Genomic DNA, 16179 nt, shown 5'->3' on the forward strand with positions numbered 1-16179 from the left:
TCAGTCCTCATCGTCCTCTTCCGGAAGATTTGCATTGTGATATACTGCCTGAACGTCATCGTCCTCCTCAAGCATATCTATAATCCTTGTGAACTTCTTGACAACCTCAGGATCGTCTATATCAACATAGTTCTGAGGTATCATTGTGAGCTCAGCCTCAGCCATCTTTATGCCTTCCTTCTCAAGGCTCTCTCTTACCTGCGAGAAATCCTCAGGTGCTGTGATGATCTCGTAGCTGTCATCCTCGTCTGAGAAATCCTCAGCTCCTGCATCCAGTGCCATCATCATGAGGTCGTCTGCATCTATATCACAGTCTTCCTTTGCAATGATGATCTGTCCCTTGTGATCAAACATATATGATACACAGCCTGTTGTACCTACGTTACCGCCACCCTTTGTGAAGCAGTTACGCACATTGGCTGCTGTTCTGTTCTTATTGTCCGTAAGAGTGTCTACTATGATGGCGGTACCGTTAGGACCGTAGCCTTCATATGTATTCACTACATAGTTTACTGAGTTTGCATCTCCTGCCGCTCTCTCGATACCACGCTTGATAGTATCGTTAGGCATGTTGTTTGCCTTTGCCTTGGCGATTACATCACGAAGCTTACTGTTGTTCTCAGGATTTGCTCCGCCTTCCTTTACTGCTACCACGATCTCCTTACCAATGATTGTGAAGATCTTACCCTTTGCTGCATCGTTCTTTTCCTTCTTGTGCTTGATGTTCGCAAATTTTGAATGTCCTGACATCGTTAATTCTCCTCTTTCTCTTGATTACTAGTTACGTATATTAACACTATTGCGGTGTTTTTTCAACCTTTGTGATCTTTACCTCACCGATCATGTTGTTATTTACCGACAGGGAAGTGAATCTGTAGTTCTGATACACTATCTCTATCTCCTCATCCGCATATGGAAGTCTCCCCAGCTCATACAGCAGAAATCCGTTCAGCGTCTGGAAGTCCTCGTCCGGGAATTCTATCCCCAGAACGTCACTCAGCTCATCCAGTTCAGCCTTACCACTGACTATGTACATATCGCCACGCTTCTTGATATCCTCGCTGGCGTCATCGTACTCGTCAAGTATGTTGCCGACTATCTCTTCCAGAATATCCTCCATGGTCACGATTCCCTCTGTCTGACCATACTCATCCACAACTATGACCATATGTATCTTTGCTGTCTGCATCCTGCGGAACAATTTTGCTATGTTGTACGTAGGATGTACAAATGTAGCCTCAACCATGATCTCAGCCAGTGATTTCGTCTTATCGCGCAGATATTCCTTCACAAAATCCTTGAAATAGATTATTCCAACTATGTTGTCAAGATCACCGTCATACACCGGATATCTTGAATAGTTATTCTCTATCATTATCTCCATGACTTCGTCCAGATCAGAGTTCTTGTCTATAGCCATGACGTTCAATCTGGCCGTCATCACATCTCTGCTCTCCTTGTCAGTGAACTCAAATATGTTTGTAATAAACTGGGCCTCAGAGTCCTCTATAAGTCCCTGCTCATTTCCCTCGTTCACCATGGATATGATCTCTTCTTCTACCTTTTCCTCTTCTGATTTTTTGTTAAAAATCTTCATATAATAGTCTGTATCACCTCATATATTATTTTATGCCAGTTCAAGACTTATCTTCAGAGCTTCATCAACGCGCCTCAGCACATCAGCGTCAACGTGACACACCTTTTCTTTCAGGCGCTGTTTGTCTATAGTCCTGAGCTGTTCCAACAATATGACGGAATCCTTCGCTATATCACAGCTTGAAGAATCAAGCATGATATGTGTTGGAAGTTTTGGCCTCTTCATCTTGCTGGTTATCGCAGCTATTATGACCGTGGAACTGTGTCTGTTCCCAGCCTCATTCTGAACTACTATAACAGGTCGTATGCCTCCCTGCTCCGATCCAACCACCGGTCTTAGATCCGCGTAATAAATATCCCCACGTCTGATCACCAATTCTGTTCACCCCACAAATACTTTCATTGAATGTGGCTATATACTTATATAGTATGTATTCCACTCTAAAAAAAGTATTGCCCATGACAGTACCGGTTATTCGTTAATCCAGAAGATAGTTTACCTGTCCAAGCTCTCTGCCGTCCCTTATGTATGTTCTCGGAACTCGTCTTGATATGTTACATACCAGCTCGTAATTAAAGCTGTTGGCAGGCGCTGCCACCTCCTCGACAGTTACCTCTCTGTCTCCATCCTGTCCGATGAGAGTTACGTCATCTCTTACTTTTACACCATCAATGTGGCTCACGTCAACCATGAACTGATCCATGCACACCCTTCCGATGATCGGAGCATACTCTCCATGGATGATAACTCTGCCTATATTGGACTGTGCTCTTGGGTATCCATCGGCATATCCTGCCGACACCGTCGCAACCTTTATATCATGATCCGCTATATAGGACCATCCATATCCTATACCTGTTCCGGCTTTTACGTCCTTCACAAATATAACCTTGGACATAAGTCTCATAGCAGGTTTCAAAGCCGCTATATTCTTATCTACCTCATCTGACGGATAAAGTCCGTATGTGACTATTCCCGATCTGACCATATCAAAATCCGAATTGTCCATCTCCATGATACCCGCACTGTTAGATATATGCCTTACAGGTATGTGTATTCCAAGTGCCTCAAGCTGGCTGTTTATCCACCTGAACTTCTCAAGCTGACCATTTGCAGCGGTCTTGTCGAGTTCATCAGCCTTTGCGTAATGGGTAAATATCCCCTCTATCTCTATGCCCGGCATCTGACTGATCTTTTCTATGTTCTTCACGCCATCTTCATCACATGTGAATCCGATTCTTCCCATGCCTGTATCGACCTTGATATGGATCTTTGCCTTTGTATTCATGCTCACCGCCAGATCCGAGAGCTTCTGTGCATCGTCCACCTCATACATGGCAGGTCTAACATCATATCTGAGAAGCAGTTCGTAATCCGAGGGATCTGTGTAGCCCAGTATCAATATGGGCTTATCTATATTTGCTCTTCTGAGCTCCAAAGCCTCATCGATGAATGCCACTGCAAAAAAATCCACCAGATCATCAAGTGCCTCTGCCACCTCGACAGCGCCGTGTCCATAGGCGTCTGCCTTTATGACCGCCAGCATCTTCTTATCACCGTCTATAAGCCTCTTCATAGCCGTGATATTATCCCTTATATTGTCAAGATTTATCACAGCCTGCACTCTGTTAAAGTTACTGTTGTCCATCATGTTCTGCTCCTTTTATAACCTCCGATATAGCGCTCACTATATCCCTGGCTATCATTGCATTTCTTCCTCTGTGCTCTGCCGCCATATCTCCTGCCAACCCATGTATATATACTCCCAGCTTCGCAGCCTCATACGCACCAAGTCCGGTGCAGACAAGCCCAGCTATTATCCCGGCAAGCACATCCCCTGCCCCCGCAGTTGACATACCGTTATTACCGGATGTGTTTATGTACACATCCCTGCCGTCACTTACGCATGTTCTGGCATCTTTCAGCGCACTTACAACATTATACTCCATCGAAAAGTCTTTGCACACCTCTAATATATTCTTTTTTATATCCGGTATGGCGGCGCCTGTAAGTCTTGACATCTCTCCTATATGTGGCGTTACGATCACCGGTCCTCTGTGTCTTCCAAGAATATCGGGCTTTTCGGATATTATGTTCAAGGCATCCGCATCCGCGATCACGGTCTGCACGGCCTCGCACATAATATATTCTACCATGCTCCTTGCCGCATCGCCTTTTCCTATACCAGGACCGATCAGTATGGCATCCGACCACTCCACGGCATCCCTTGCACACTGCTCCGCTTCATCTTTGTTGCTATAGCACATAAGCACTGCCTCAGGAATTCTTACTCCTGCTATCTCCTTGTTGTCGATATGTGTGTATATCTTCACAAGCCCTGTTCCCATCCTGTATGCAGCCTCCGCCGCAAATGTCATGGCACCTGACATGTCTCTGCTTCCAGCTATCACCGCAAGCTTTCCATATGTTCCCTTATTTGATGAATCACTCCGTCCCGGAAGCATGCACAGATCGTCTCTGTTGTAGGAATATGCCACCGGGTGTACTCTGTCCACTTCAGCCTGTGCAAATCCTATGTCTCTCACAACGACCTCTCCGCTTATCTCGCAGCCAGGATAAAATATCAGCCCTCTTTTATTCAGTCCAAATGTGACCGTCATGCCCGCCCTGAATGCACATCCCATGATCTGCCCCGTGCTGGCATCCACACCTGACGGGGTATCTATGGCAACCTTAAAGCCGACAAGTCCGTTCATCGTCTCTATAGTCTCTCTCCATATTCCCGCCACATCACGCTTGAGTCCGACGCCAAATATTCCGTCCACAACCACATCGTAATCACTGTCAATGATGTGATCCGTCACCTGTATGCCGATTTTTTTCGCTATTTCAAGCTGATATGAAAAGCTGTCGCTTACTCTCGATATTCCATTTATATAACAGACATGGACAATATCTCCCTGCTGGTACAGGAGTCTCGCAAGAGCCAGTCCGTCCCCGCCGTTATTGCCGCCTTCAACAACCACAAGGCACTTTAATTTTCTGTCCGCGTTTATAGACTTCAGTCTGGAATTTATCTCCTCCAGCACGGTGATCGCAGCTCTCTCCATAAGCAGGATCCCTGGCACGCCCTTTTCCTCTATGGTCAGCCTGTCTATCTCCTGCATCTCTGTTCGGTCTGCAACATAAAACATATTTCTGCCTCCTTATTGAAGAAAACGGATAATTTCTCTCGAAATTACCCGTTTTATACTTACCTATAAAATCTTCCGATCTCTTCCTTATCTCTTCTTGAGGAAATCAGGAATCTTGATACTCTCTGTCTTTGGTCTTGACACATGTGCCGGCTCAACTGGTGTTGATGTTACAGGTGTCTGCTGTGCTGGTGTCACAGGTGCTGTGTATGCTGGCTTTGCTGCTGGAGCAGTCTCAGTTGTCTGACCGCCGAGGAACGATGGTCTTGTGCTTGTCTGAGTGCTGTGTGTTCCAAGGCTCTGGCCTGCATATGTAGCAGTCTTTGGCTCTGCAGCAGGTGTTGTTGTAACTGCTGGCTTAGGTGTGGTCATTGTTCCCATAGGAGATGCAGTACCTGCATATCTTGCGGTGACATCGCTCTCGCCTGATCTCTCAAGACCTGTAGCAATGATCGTTATGCTTATATCCTCACCCATGTTGTCATTGTCAACTGTACCGAAGATGATGTTGACTCCATCTCCAGCCTGCTCTGTAAGATATGTAACAGCATCATAAGCCTCAACGATACCAATGTTACCTGAGAAGTTTACGATGATATCTGTTGCACCTGAAACGGTTGTCTCAAGAAGTGGTGAATCCATAGCCTCCTTGATGGCGTCAACAGCCTTGTTCTCTCCGCTTGCTGAACCTATACCGATATGAGCGATACCCTTATCTCTCATAACTGTCTGTATATCTGCAAAGTCAAGGTTGATAAGACCCGGCTTATTGATAAGGTCTGTAACACCCTGAACACCCTGCTGAAGTACCTGATCTGCCTTCTTCAGCGCATCAGGAATACTTGTTCTCTTATCACAGATCTGAAGGAGCTTGTCATTAGGGATAACAATAAGTGTATCCACATTCTCCTTAAGTCTCTCTATACCTTCGATCGCGTTTCTCATACGAGGCTTGCCCTCAAAACCAAATGGCTTTGTGACAACTCCGACTGTGAGGATACCAAGGTTACGTGCCATCTCTGCAACGACAGGAGCAGCGCCTGTTCCTGTTCCACCACCCATACCACATGTTACGAATACCATGTTGGCGTCCTTGATGATGTCTACGATCTCTTCTCTATTCTCCTCTACAGCGCTGGCACCGATCTCAGGCTTTGCACCAGCACCAAGACCCTTGGTAAGTTTCTCACCTATCTGGATCTTTGTTGTAGCTCTGCTGAGTGAAAGAGCCTGCTTATCTGTATTGATAGCGATAAGTTCCACTCCCTCAACATTCTCATCGATCATTCTGTTAACAGCATTGTTACCTGCACCGCCGACACCAATTACAAGAATCCTTGCCGGTGTTCTCTCGTCATTTGATTTTATCTCAAGCACGGTTGCATCCTCCTTATATACTTATTCTTTATCCATCAATCATTGTCATCTGCTCAAAAGCTGACCGTTTTATCGCATTAGTACCTATATAATACGATTTTTTATATCATTACGCAAGAAATTTTTTATTTATTTTCTTTAAAGATAACGTTCCTCTGCGATTCACTGTAATTCGACATATCAAGAGTTCCCTTTTTACCCTTCACGCTCTCAAGTATGCTCTCAAGATTCATGAATTTCGTCTCCAGGTTTTCACCGTTGCCGATCCTGATCTTTATTCCATCCTTGTGAAGTATGAGATTCTGATCTGTGTCATAAGTAATCTTGTCTATCTGTATTCCGCTCTTGTAAATGAGCTGTGTCATAGTCAGTATCTCCTGGAAGAACCCCGAATCACCGACATCAAGCTTCTTTCCCTGCTCCACGCTGTCACTTGTAAGTCCCTCTATACAAGGAACATCATCAAGCTTTGCATCGGATATCTCGAGCACGATACCATCGCCATCAAAATATGCATACTGATCGTTGTACTTTATGCAGCCCGCCATGGCCTTCTCGTACACCGTGATCTCTACTGAATTCCTGTTCACATATGTGACGTCTATCTTATCTATAAAGGTTACATCCTGGGCAGGATTCAGTCTGCTCTCAAGTATAAACAGCAGCGTATTGCCATAATCCTTACCGCCGGTCACGATATCGACCATCTGTTGGTCAGTGTAGTGATCAGTTCCGGTCACTTTTATGGACTTCAATTTGTAACATGTACGTATGTATACAAACGCTATAGCACACAGCACCACCAGAATGAGAAGTATCTTGAGAACTATCTTGAATATCCTTGCCGCCTTCTCACGTCTCGCCTTTCTTCTGGCAAGTTTCTCCGCCTGCAGCTTCTTCTTTCTCTCTATCTCCTCCGGGGTAAGCTTTCTGCCCTCTTTTTTGCGTTTTTTCTTGTTCTTCTTTTTTGCAGCAACCGCCTGATCTTGCTTACGCCTGCGTCTCTCCTCGGATCTGCGGTTTTCTGCATCCTCTCTGCGCATCCGGTCATCCGGTCTGCGACGCTCTCCATCCTGTCTCCTGCGCACCTGCTCATCAGATCTGCGGTGCTCTCCATCTGGTCTCCTGCGCACCTGCTCATCAGATCTGCGGCGCTCTCCGTCTGGTCTCCTGCGCACCTGTTCGTCAGATCTGCGGCGCTCTCCGTCCGGTCTTCTGCGCACCTGCTCGTCAGATCTGCGACGCTCTCCGTCTGGTCTTCTGCGCACCTGCTCGTCAGATCTGCGACGCTCTCCGTCTGGTCTTCTGCGCGCCTGTTCGCCTGTTCTGCGGTGCTCCCCATCAGGCCTTCTTCGTGTCTGCTCATCCGTCCTGCGGCGCATATCTCCGTCTGCTCTCCGCTGTCCATTGCGGCTATCTGTCTGCTGTCTTCTCTTATCAACCGGAACCTTGACCCTTCCGTCGAGGCGTTTTCCGGTCATGACATCCACATAGCCGCTTTCACGTCTGGTTTGCGCAACATCAACATTTCTGCTCATTCTATTTTTATTAACATTTCGTCTATTGTTGTTTTCCATTCAAATCTTCCTTTAAAGGATCTGTCATATGTCTGTTTCGTCATACGAAATTCCTCTGGATACGGACATCACTATCCCCATCTCCATCAGAATGAAAATTATCGAACTTCCGCCATAACTGACAAATGGCATCGGCACACCTGTCGGCGGAATGGTATTCGTGACAACACTCACATTTATCAGCAGTTGGACCGCCACATGTGCCATCACTCCCGCTGTGAGCATGCTTCCAAATCTGTCTCTGGCATTCATGGCCGTCACAGCCATCCGCCTAAGTAATATAAGAAAAATGATAAGTATAAATGCCGCTCCGACAATTCCGAGCTCCTCACACACGACTGAGAATATCATATCATTATGTGACTCCGGAATAAACCCCATCTTTTGGACACTTCTCCCAAAGCCCACTCCAAACAGTCCACCGGAACCAACGGCATATAACGACTGAACCGTCTGATAGCCATCTGCGTAATTTTCAGGATCAAGCCATATCTTGACTCTGTTCGCCCTGTAGCCTGCGAACATTATGAAAAGCACACTCCCGACAACACCAAATATACCGATCAGAACAAAATGTCTGACCCTGGGGCTTCCCACAAACAATATTACAAAAAGGATTGCAAAACAGATTATAGCCGTGCTGAGATTCTCCACACCGATCAGGGCTATGGTGATCACGGGCAGGATCATTACCTTTATAAGGCAGCCCGGTCTGCACAGATTTTTGCTCTCCACGGCAGCCCTCGCCGAGGTGTAGATTATGATCGCCGTCTTGGCATATTCTGATGGCTGAAATCCTATAGGTCCAATATATATCCATCTTGCTGACCCATGGCTGGCCGTTCCTATTATCAGCACCACCACCTGAAGAACAAGTGATGACAGCAAAATGACCGCAGACAGCCTGAGCAGCCGCCTGTAGTCATATCTTGACACTATGTACATGGCGAAGATCGCCAGCAACATATAAAGTGCCTGTCTTTTAAAAAAGTACATCTGATCTCCGTACAGGTCGTACGCCCTGTAACTGCTCGTACTGTATATCATGGCAAGCCCAAATATCAGAATCATCCCCAGCGCCAGGAGCATGGTCACATCCACATATCCTCCCGGACACCGTCTTCGTGCATCTCTCACTCTATCTTCTGAAACCTCAGGACCTCCATGCAATCAGATCACTCCTTATAGCTTCTTACATACTCCTTGAACATATCGCCTCTCTGCTCGTAGTTGTCAAACTGTCCCCAGCTTGCACATGCAGGTGAGAGAAGCACCGCATCTCCGTCAACCGCATTCTCATGGCAATATGCTACCGCATCCTGAAGATTCTCCTCAAATATAATTGAGTTAAATCCATGTCTCTTGGCACAGTCAGCTATCTTCTGCGCAGTCTGGCCTATGAGAACGAGCCACTTTACCTTGCCGTCAAACGCCTCTATCCACTCGTCGTACTCAGAACCCTTGTCGTAGCCTCCACCTATGAGGAATGTAGGAGCCACCATGGCCTGTATTCCCTTTATGGCTGCATCAGGGTTTGTTCCCTTTGAATCATTGTAGTATGCGACACCATCGACGGTGTCAACATATTCTATTCTATGAGCAACAGCCTTGAATGATGTTGCAACATCTCTAATAACATCAACAGGGACTCCCATATAATATGATATTCCAACTGCTGCCAGAACATTCTCAACATTGTGAGCTCCCATGAGCTTAAGATCCTTAATGGCAAGTACATTGATCTTCTTATCGCCATCCTCGAGGATGATATCCCCATCCTCTACATATACTCCACCGGCCGGCTTCTCCAGTCTGCTGAAATATACTACATGGCAATGATCCTTTGCCTTCTCTCCCATGGCGCGTGTATGCTCATCATCATAGTTTAGGACTGTCACATCATCCATGGTCTGATTCTTTGTTATTGAAAACTTTACATTTCCATAATTCTCAAATGTATAATGCCTGTTCAGATGATCCGGAGTCAGGTTGAGTATTGCACTGACATTCGGATGAAAATCTATAACCGTCTCAAGCTGGAAACTGCTTATCTCTGCAACTGTATCTGAATCATCGTCTGTTGTGTCGCACAGCTCTGTGTAAGGTATTCCAATATTTCCCACAACGATGGTCTTGGCATTGTGTGCCTTGACTATCTCTCCCACAAGGGCTGTAGTTGTAGTCTTGCCGTTTGTTCCTGTTATGGCTGCTATCTTACCCTTACCATAATGGTATGCCAGCTCTATCTCACTCCAGATAGGTATTCCCGCATTTCTCACCACATCTGTAAATGGCGCATCAACAGGGATTCCCGGACTGATGACCATGAGCTGTGATGATGAGAGTGCATCCTCTCCAAGCTCGCCGAGTTCTATCTGAACAAGCTCTGAATCGCCTGTCTTCTCCTTTATCGCTTCTATATCTCTGTCCTTGTTCTCATCGAACAGATAAACCTTTACTCCATGATTTACCAGAAGCTTGGTTGCACTGATTCCACTCTTTCCTGTTCCTGCTACTATCGCTGTATTAATCTCCATATCATTTCACCATGGTGCACCACTGCACCATTTTCTCCTTTCTACATTACAGTGCCAGTAAACCTACCACACAGAGGACTGCAGTCACTATAGAAAATATAGCAACGACCTTTGACTCAGGCCATCCCCCGAGCTCAAAATGATGATGTATAGGTGCCATTCTGAACACTCTCTTGCCTGTAAGCTTGAATGAAACAACCTGTATTATAACTGATAATACTTCAAGGAAGTATATGAAAGCTATTATAACTATGAATATAGGCATCTTGAGCATATACGCTGTTGATGCAACAAATCCACCGAGTGCCAGAGAACCTGTATCTCCCATGAATACCTTTGCAGGGTACACATTGTACACAAGGAAGCCAAGAAGACATCCAACCGCTGCGCAGGCAACCGGAGCAACACCTGAGTCTGTTCCCACTGCTACAACCGCAAAGAATGTGGCTATGAGAACCGTGACTGATGACGCAAGTCCGTCAAGTCCGTCTGTGAAGTTCGCACCATTAACTGTTCCAAGCACGATGAAGAACAACAGTATCACATAGAGTGTGCTGTTGAGCTGAACCGTCTTGCCAAGGAATGGTATTATAAGCTCATTGTTGATATCTGAATACTTCTCTACATAATATGCAAATACTCCCGTAACGACAATCTGTCCGAGCATCTTCTGCCATGCGTGAAGTCCCATTGATCTCTTCATAACAACTTTGATGTAATCATCGATAAATCCGATAAGTCCAAATCCAAGTGTCACAAAAAGCACCGGAAGGACATCCGGATATTTCTTCATATAGATAAGCGTCGTGATCGTAAGTGACAGAAGGATTATAAGTCCACCCATGGTTGGTGTTCCGGCCTTCTTCAAATGTGCCTGTGGGCCGTCATCCCTGACAAACTGACCGAACTTGAGCTTCTTCAGGAACGGTATAACTATAGGGCACAGCACCACGCTGATACAGAATGCTATCACTACCGGTAAAACAATCTTTAAATCTAAATTCATTTTGTACTCCTTACCTGCCCGCACACCGCGGACTATGTATTTCTTAAACTGTTTTCAGACTGAGATAAATTTAATACTCATTTGTGGCTTTGTCAATTCCCAAATAGGGAAGAATATTCAAAAAAATATCTCTCACAACAGGGGCCGCTATGGTTCCTCCATAATATGTGCCCTCGGGCTCATCTATTAGCACGACCGTCAGGACTTGAGGATCATCCGCCGGCGCAAATCCTATAAAAGAAGATATGTATCTGCCTGTTCCTCTGGGGAGTTTCTCACTCGTGGCGGTCTTTCCGCCTATCCTGCAGCCCTCTATGGCACACTTTGATCCGCCGCCCTCGGCAACGACTGCCTCAAGCATCTCCCGCATCTTCTGTGATGTCTCCTCATCTATAACCTGTCTCTGCTCGTCAAATTCAATGGCTGTAATAGTTTCTTTACTGCTGTCTATTATCCTTTTTCCCAAATGTGGAGTTACCGTATGCCCTCCATTCACAACCGTGCACACTGCAGATATGAACTGTATCGGAGTCACCTGGAATGACTGTCCAAACGACATGGTGGCAAGCTCTACCGGCCCTACATTTTCCTTCTTATGCATGATGGAGTTTGCCTCTCCGGGAAGGTCTATTCCGCTCTGACTGAACAATCCCAGCTTGTGATAATACTCGTACATGCCATCCACACCTGTTCTCTCTCCTATCTCCATAAACGCTGGATTGCAGGAATTCATGAGCGCCTCCTTAAGGCTCTGGCTTCCATGGCCCGTGGTCTTGCTGCACCTTATCCTTCTGTCCTCAACTATCTTATATCCCGGGCAGAAAAAGTTTGAGTTGCTGTCGACCGCTCCCTTCTCGAGTGCTGCCGTCAGTGTTATTATCTTGGCGGTTGATCCCGGCTCATATGTGTCGCTTATCAGATAATTTCTCCACATATTGTTCAGCTCATCCATATTGCCGGCTGTAGGCAGCAACATGGATGTCCCGGATGCGCTGTTATTCCTCTCTGCATCTTCCCCTGTGTCTGTCTCTTCATCGTTCTCTGGCTTAACCAGTTTGAACGGTTCGTTCAGGTTGTATTCCGGCACATCCACCATGGCATATATCTCGCCATTTTGGGGATTGATCGTTATTGCACACACCCTATTTGCTTTTTTCTCGATCAGGACTTTCTCTGCAGCCTGTGTCACATATCTCTGTATATTGAGATCCAGTGTTGTCACGAGATCATTTCCGGGAATGGGCTCTGTCCTGGTTTCTGAATATTCCGCAAGCTCTATTCCCCTTGCATCCGTGACCGCATTTATGCTTCCATTTGTCCCTGTGAGCACACTGTCATATGTCACCTCAAGGCCCAGTATTCCCTGATTGTCAGCACCGGTGAAGCCTATAACCTTCGATGCAAGGGTATCATATGGATAGCTGCGCTTGTAATCCTCGTCCACCTTGATCCCCGGAACAGCAGCCGCCTTGATCTTTTTTCCGGTCTCCTTGTCTACATTTGACGCTATGAGCTCCCTTGAGGATACCTTCTCCACCTTCTTCCTGATGTCTGCCGGATCCTTATCCAGATATCTTGTAAGAAGCTCTGTGACCTCCGCCTCATCCTCTATCTGGCTGTGTATCACGGATATTGAACACACCGCCTTGTTGTCCGCTATGATATTGCCATTTCTGTCGTATATCCTTCCCCTGGGAGCTTTTATGCTTCTCTCCCTCTCATGCAGGGAATCTGCTTTCTCACTATAATATTCTCCCCTGTAGAGCATTATGTATGCAAGACGGCCAACTATAACTCCCAGCGCTAGGGCCGCCATAACGAACACAAACTTTATCCTCCGCCTGTTATAACTGTATACCTTCAACTCTTGATCCCGGACTTTTTTATTATCATATTAGCCGGATGCCTCATGTATTCGCCTATTCGTGTACAAATCTATCTCTGCATTAAAAAAGCACCGGAGGTGTATCTGCACCTTCGATGCTTTGGTTTACTATGTAAATTATCATTCGCCGGAATAGTCCTCGTCACCGCTCCACGTATCCGTGCCGTCGCCTGTTCCGCTGTCATCCTCCCATGTATCGTCCGCCGTATAACTGTCGTCTGCCGTATCGTCATACGACGTGTCATCCGCCGATGTGTCGTCGGTCGATGTATCTTCCGCTGATGTATCTTCCGCTGATGTGTCCTCAGCAGCCGCATCCTCTGTTGCCGCCTCTGTATCTGCAGTCTCTGTATCCGTGTCAAATGCTGATGAGAGCGGCTCCTCCGTTCCGTCATAAGCCACATCATCTCCGTTTGTTGAGTATACATTCAGGTATGGAAGGAGATCCTGCATAACCTGATTGAACAGCTTTGCTCCTGCTCCTGATCCTGACTGATCCTCAACATGAGGCTCATCAACTACAACGTAAAGCATTATCTGAGGATTCTCAACAGGGGTGAATCCTATGAATGACAGTACGTATTTTCCATTTCCTCGAGGAAGCTTCTCGGCTGTACCTGTCTTACCACCGATGGTGTAGCCCTCTATTCCAGCCGCATATCCTGTACCTTCCTCAACAACCGCCTGGAGGTATGTCTTCATGTAATCCGACACTTCCTTGGATATAGTCTTTCTGACAAGCACCGGATCCATATTCTCAACCACATTTCCGTCTGAATCCAGAAGTCTCTTGACAACATGTGGCACATAATAATTTCCGCCGTTTATTACAGAACAGAATCCCGCTGCCATCTGGATCATAGATGTTGTAACACCCTGTCCAAATGAAGATGTCGCAAGCTCTGTAGGATTAAGATTCTCCACATCGTACTTAATACCTGTCGTCTCACCTTCGAGATCTATTCCTGTCTTGGAACCAATGTTAAATATCATCTGATATTTGTCAAATGTCTCTGGTCCCTCCTTGTCCGCTATCTGCATCAACGCATCATTACATGAAACAGCCAGAGCTCTCTTGACGTCAACCATTCCGTGTCCTGCTCTGTAACTACAGTAAATAGGGCTCTCTCCCTCGACTACGACCTGTGAACCATCACAGAGAAATTCATCTCCGTCTGAGATCACTCCATCCTCCATGGCTCCCGCTATGGTAAATGCCTTGTATGTTGAACCCGGCTCAAACACATCACTTATACAGTAATTCTGCCATACATAGTTGAGTGCCTCATATAACTGGTCTGATGTAAATCCATCTATCGTGCTCTGGAACTCTTCATCCGACATCTTTGAGAAATCGTATTCCACTTCCTCAGTCTTTACATTCTTCTTCTGTTCGGTGGTCGCTTCTGTAGATGATTCTGTGGTAGTGCCATCCTCGCTGCTCTCCGTTGTTGCTGTTGTATTTTTCTTTGCACTCTCAACGCTTATCAGGCTGTCCGCATTCTCATCTGCACCCTCGATCTCAACCTCCTGGGTGACGGTGACTGTCATGTTCCTGAGCGCCTGTGTGTTCATCGGGTCATTTGGATCGTAGGTACGTGAGCTTGCCATTCCAAGTATCTCGCCATTGTTTGGATCCATTGCTATGATACCTATCTGCTTAGCACCTGTATTCTGCATATACTCAGTGATGTTGTCCTCTATGATCTTCTGTATATTCATATCTATGGTGGATACTACTGTCTCACCATTCTGGGCTGCCACAGTCTCCGAGTCAACGCCGCCTGAGCCCGACATATATCTGTAAGTCTTGCCATCCACACCGTTTAAGTAGTCATTATAATAGCCCTCAATACCACCCTGTCCAACATTTCCGCTGGCGGTGTATCCGAGCAGGTGACACGCCAGAGATCCATTTGGGTAATTTCTCTTATACACCGTCTCGAATCTCACTCCTATGACATCTGCGCCCTCATCGGTCTTACAGTAATCCTCAAATGCCTTAACCTTTGTATATGGAAGATCCTTGAGGACTACCTCATAATAAGAATCCTCATTTGCAATGTGCTTGTCAAAATCGTCTCCTGACACATCGAAATACTCCAGCACCGCAGCTCTTGTTGCCGCCTTTCCCTTCTCCGTGATCAGAATATTCACAGGCTCAAGTATCAGGCTGTAGGTCTTCTCACTGTTTGCAAGGACATTTCCATTTCTGTCCAGTATCTCGCCTCTCTCATACGGAATATCCGTGGAATTGTAGTCCATCTGCAGAACCACCGCCTCCGAATACTCCTTTCCATTTGCCACGTTGATGTACACAACTCTTATGGTAAGTGCCACCAGAACTCCCACCACCAGCAAATATGCGATCTTGGTCTTTCTTCTCATCCCTTTTAAAAATAGCTTTGATCTCTTTGACATTTTATCTTTCCACCTTAAAAATTAAATATCCCTAAGACTACTTGGCCTTAGGGACATCCTTGTACTGTACTACGTAATCATCATTATTCTGTGAATAGTATAATGTTTGTCCCGGCTGTGAGTATACCATGCCGAGCTTAGTAGTTGCAATATTATATATCTCATCCAGATCTGTCATGGAATCAAGTCCTGCGCTGTAGCTTGCATTCTCGTCAAGCTGTGTTGCCACCTGGCTCTTCAGCGTTGCCACTGACTCCTTCTGTGACTTGACATCTGATGTAAGTTTCAGAAGATAACAGCACAGCGCCACCGCAACGATTATCGCAGCAACCATGCCCGCCGTATATCTTATTTGTGCATTTGTAACTGCCTTTCTCTGTGCCTTTCTGGCTGCAAGCTCTCGTCTCTCTCTGTCAGTCAGATGAGATGATCCCTGTTTCTTTCTTCGCGCCGGCTGTGGAGCTCTCTCAGGTCTCACTGAAGGCTGTGGTCTTCTCGCCGGAGCGGCTGAGCCTCTGACTACAGCTTCGCGGGATCTGTTACGTCCAGCCCGGTCATCATAATTCAGTTGTCTTGCAGAACTACCCTCTGTGTAGTATCTTCTATCTGCCATCTATATCGCCT

13 protein-coding genes are annotated in these 16179 nt (G+C 46.2%); all 13 read right to left on the minus strand.

Features of this window, described 5'->3' with window-relative positions; genetic code table 11:
* The 13 genes from ABUA31_RS02865 to ABUA31_RS02925 all read right to left on the minus strand — a co-directional run bounded on the left by ABUA31_RS02865 (position 1) and on the right by ABUA31_RS02925 (position 16168).
* Positions 1–750: a YebC/PmpR family DNA-binding transcriptional regulator gene (locus ABUA31_RS02865; protein ID WP_015533161.1), complete on the minus strand. Its 750-nt coding sequence runs from the start codon at positions 748–750 to the stop codon at positions 1–3.
* Between the two features lie 46 nt (positions 751–796).
* On the minus strand, positions 797–1597 hold the full coding sequence (locus tag ABUA31_RS02870; RefSeq protein ID WP_055144005.1) for a hemolysin family protein: 801 nt from the start codon (positions 1595–1597) through the stop codon (positions 797–799).
* A 30-nt stretch (positions 1598–1627) separates the two neighbouring features.
* Positions 1628–1972, minus strand: coding sequence for a type II toxin-antitoxin system PemK/MazF family toxin (locus ABUA31_RS02875; RefSeq protein WP_055144003.1), 345 nt, complete (start codon positions 1970–1972; stop codon positions 1628–1630).
* 103 nt (positions 1973–2075) lie between these two features.
* Positions 2076–3248 carry an alanine racemase gene (gene alr, locus ABUA31_RS02880; protein WP_331473864.1) on the minus strand — a complete coding sequence of 391 codons (1173 nt, stop codon included), beginning with the start codon at positions 3246–3248 and terminating at the stop codon, positions 2076–2078.
* Entirely contained in the window at positions 3232–4752 is a 1521-nt protein-coding gene (locus ABUA31_RS02885; RefSeq protein ID WP_349818518.1) for an NAD(P)H-hydrate dehydratase, read from the minus strand. The genes alr and ABUA31_RS02885 overlap by 17 nt, the downstream gene beginning before the upstream one ends.
* Before the next feature lie 87 nt (positions 4753–4839).
* Positions 4840–6129, minus strand: a complete 1290-nt coding sequence (gene ftsZ / locus ABUA31_RS02890; RefSeq protein WP_022217215.1) for a cell division protein FtsZ — start codon at positions 6127–6129, stop codon at positions 4840–4842.
* 125 nt (positions 6130–6254) lie between these two features.
* On the minus strand, positions 6255–7706 hold the full coding sequence (locus ABUA31_RS02895; RefSeq protein WP_349818517.1) for a cell division protein FtsQ/DivIB: 1452 nt from the start codon (positions 7704–7706) through the stop codon (positions 6255–6257).
* A gap of 24 nt (positions 7707–7730) precedes the next feature.
* Positions 7731–8876, minus strand: a complete 1146-nt coding sequence (locus ABUA31_RS02900) for an FtsW/RodA/SpoVE family cell cycle protein (protein ID WP_349818516.1) — start codon at positions 8874–8876, stop codon at positions 7731–7733.
* Between the two features lie 5 nt (positions 8877–8881).
* Entirely contained in the window at positions 8882–10243 is a 1362-nt protein-coding gene (gene murD / locus ABUA31_RS02905) for a UDP-N-acetylmuramoyl-L-alanine--D-glutamate ligase (RefSeq protein ID WP_015533166.1), read from the minus strand.
* A gap of 46 nt (positions 10244–10289) precedes the next feature.
* Complete coding sequence (gene mraY, locus ABUA31_RS02910) at positions 10290–11249, minus strand: phospho-N-acetylmuramoyl-pentapeptide-transferase (protein ID WP_015533167.1); 960 nt, start codon at positions 11247–11249, stop codon at positions 10290–10292.
* Between the two features lie 70 nt (positions 11250–11319).
* Complete coding sequence (locus ABUA31_RS02915; RefSeq protein WP_349818553.1) at positions 11320–13065, minus strand: peptidoglycan D,D-transpeptidase FtsI family protein; 1746 nt, start codon at positions 13063–13065, stop codon at positions 11320–11322.
* A 189-nt stretch (positions 13066–13254) separates the two neighbouring features.
* On the minus strand, positions 13255–15555 hold the full coding sequence (locus tag ABUA31_RS02920; RefSeq protein WP_349818515.1) for a peptidoglycan D,D-transpeptidase FtsI family protein: 2301 nt from the start codon (positions 15553–15555) through the stop codon (positions 13255–13257).
* A 37-nt stretch (positions 15556–15592) separates the two neighbouring features.
* Positions 15593–16168, minus strand: coding sequence for a hypothetical protein (locus ABUA31_RS02925; protein ID WP_015533169.1), 576 nt, complete (start codon positions 16166–16168; stop codon positions 15593–15595).
* Positions 16169–16179: the final 11 nt, after the last annotated feature.

Source organism: Coprococcus sp. RTP31081st1_H1_RTP31081_211007, from assembly GCF_040227275.1.
GTDB lineage: Bacteria > Bacillota > Clostridia > Lachnospirales > Lachnospiraceae > Coprococcus > Coprococcus aceti.

What these genes read in the sequence shown, in the direction of transcription:
- ABUA31_RS02865 (WP_015533161.1), bottom strand. Translation starts at nt 750, where the DNA reads ATGTCAGGACATTCAAAATTTGCGAACATCAAGCACAAGAAGGAAAAG.
- ABUA31_RS02870 (WP_055144005.1), bottom strand. Translation starts at nt 1,597, where the DNA reads ATGAAGATTTTTAACAAAAAATCAGAAGAGGAAAAGGTAGAAGAAGAG.
- alr (WP_331473864.1), bottom strand. Translation starts at nt 3,248, where the DNA reads ATGATGGACAACAGTAACTTTAACAGAGTGCAGGCTGTGATAAATCTT.
- ABUA31_RS02885 (WP_349818518.1), bottom strand. Translation starts at nt 4,752, where the DNA reads ATGTTTTATGTTGCAGACCGAACAGAGATGCAGGAGATAGACAGGCTG.
- ABUA31_RS02895 (WP_349818517.1), bottom strand. Translation starts at nt 7,706, where the DNA reads ATGGAAAACAACAATAGACGAAATGTTAATAAAAATAGAATGAGCAGA.
- murD (WP_015533166.1), bottom strand. Translation starts at nt 10,243, where the DNA reads ATGGAGATTAATACAGCGATAGTAGCAGGAACAGGAAAGAGTGGAATC.
- mraY (WP_015533167.1), bottom strand. Translation starts at nt 11,249, where the DNA reads ATGAATTTAGATTTAAAGATTGTTTTACCGGTAGTGATAGCATTCTGT.
- ABUA31_RS02915 (WP_349818553.1), bottom strand. Translation starts at nt 13,065, where the DNA reads ATGGCGGCCCTAGCGCTGGGAGTTATAGTTGGCCGTCTTGCATACATA.
- ABUA31_RS02920 (WP_349818515.1), bottom strand. Translation starts at nt 15,555, where the DNA reads ATGTCAAAGAGATCAAAGCTATTTTTAAAAGGGATGAGAAGAAAGACC.
- ABUA31_RS02925 (WP_015533169.1), bottom strand. Translation starts at nt 16,168, where the DNA reads ATGGCAGATAGAAGATACTACACAGAGGGTAGTTCTGCAAGACAACTG.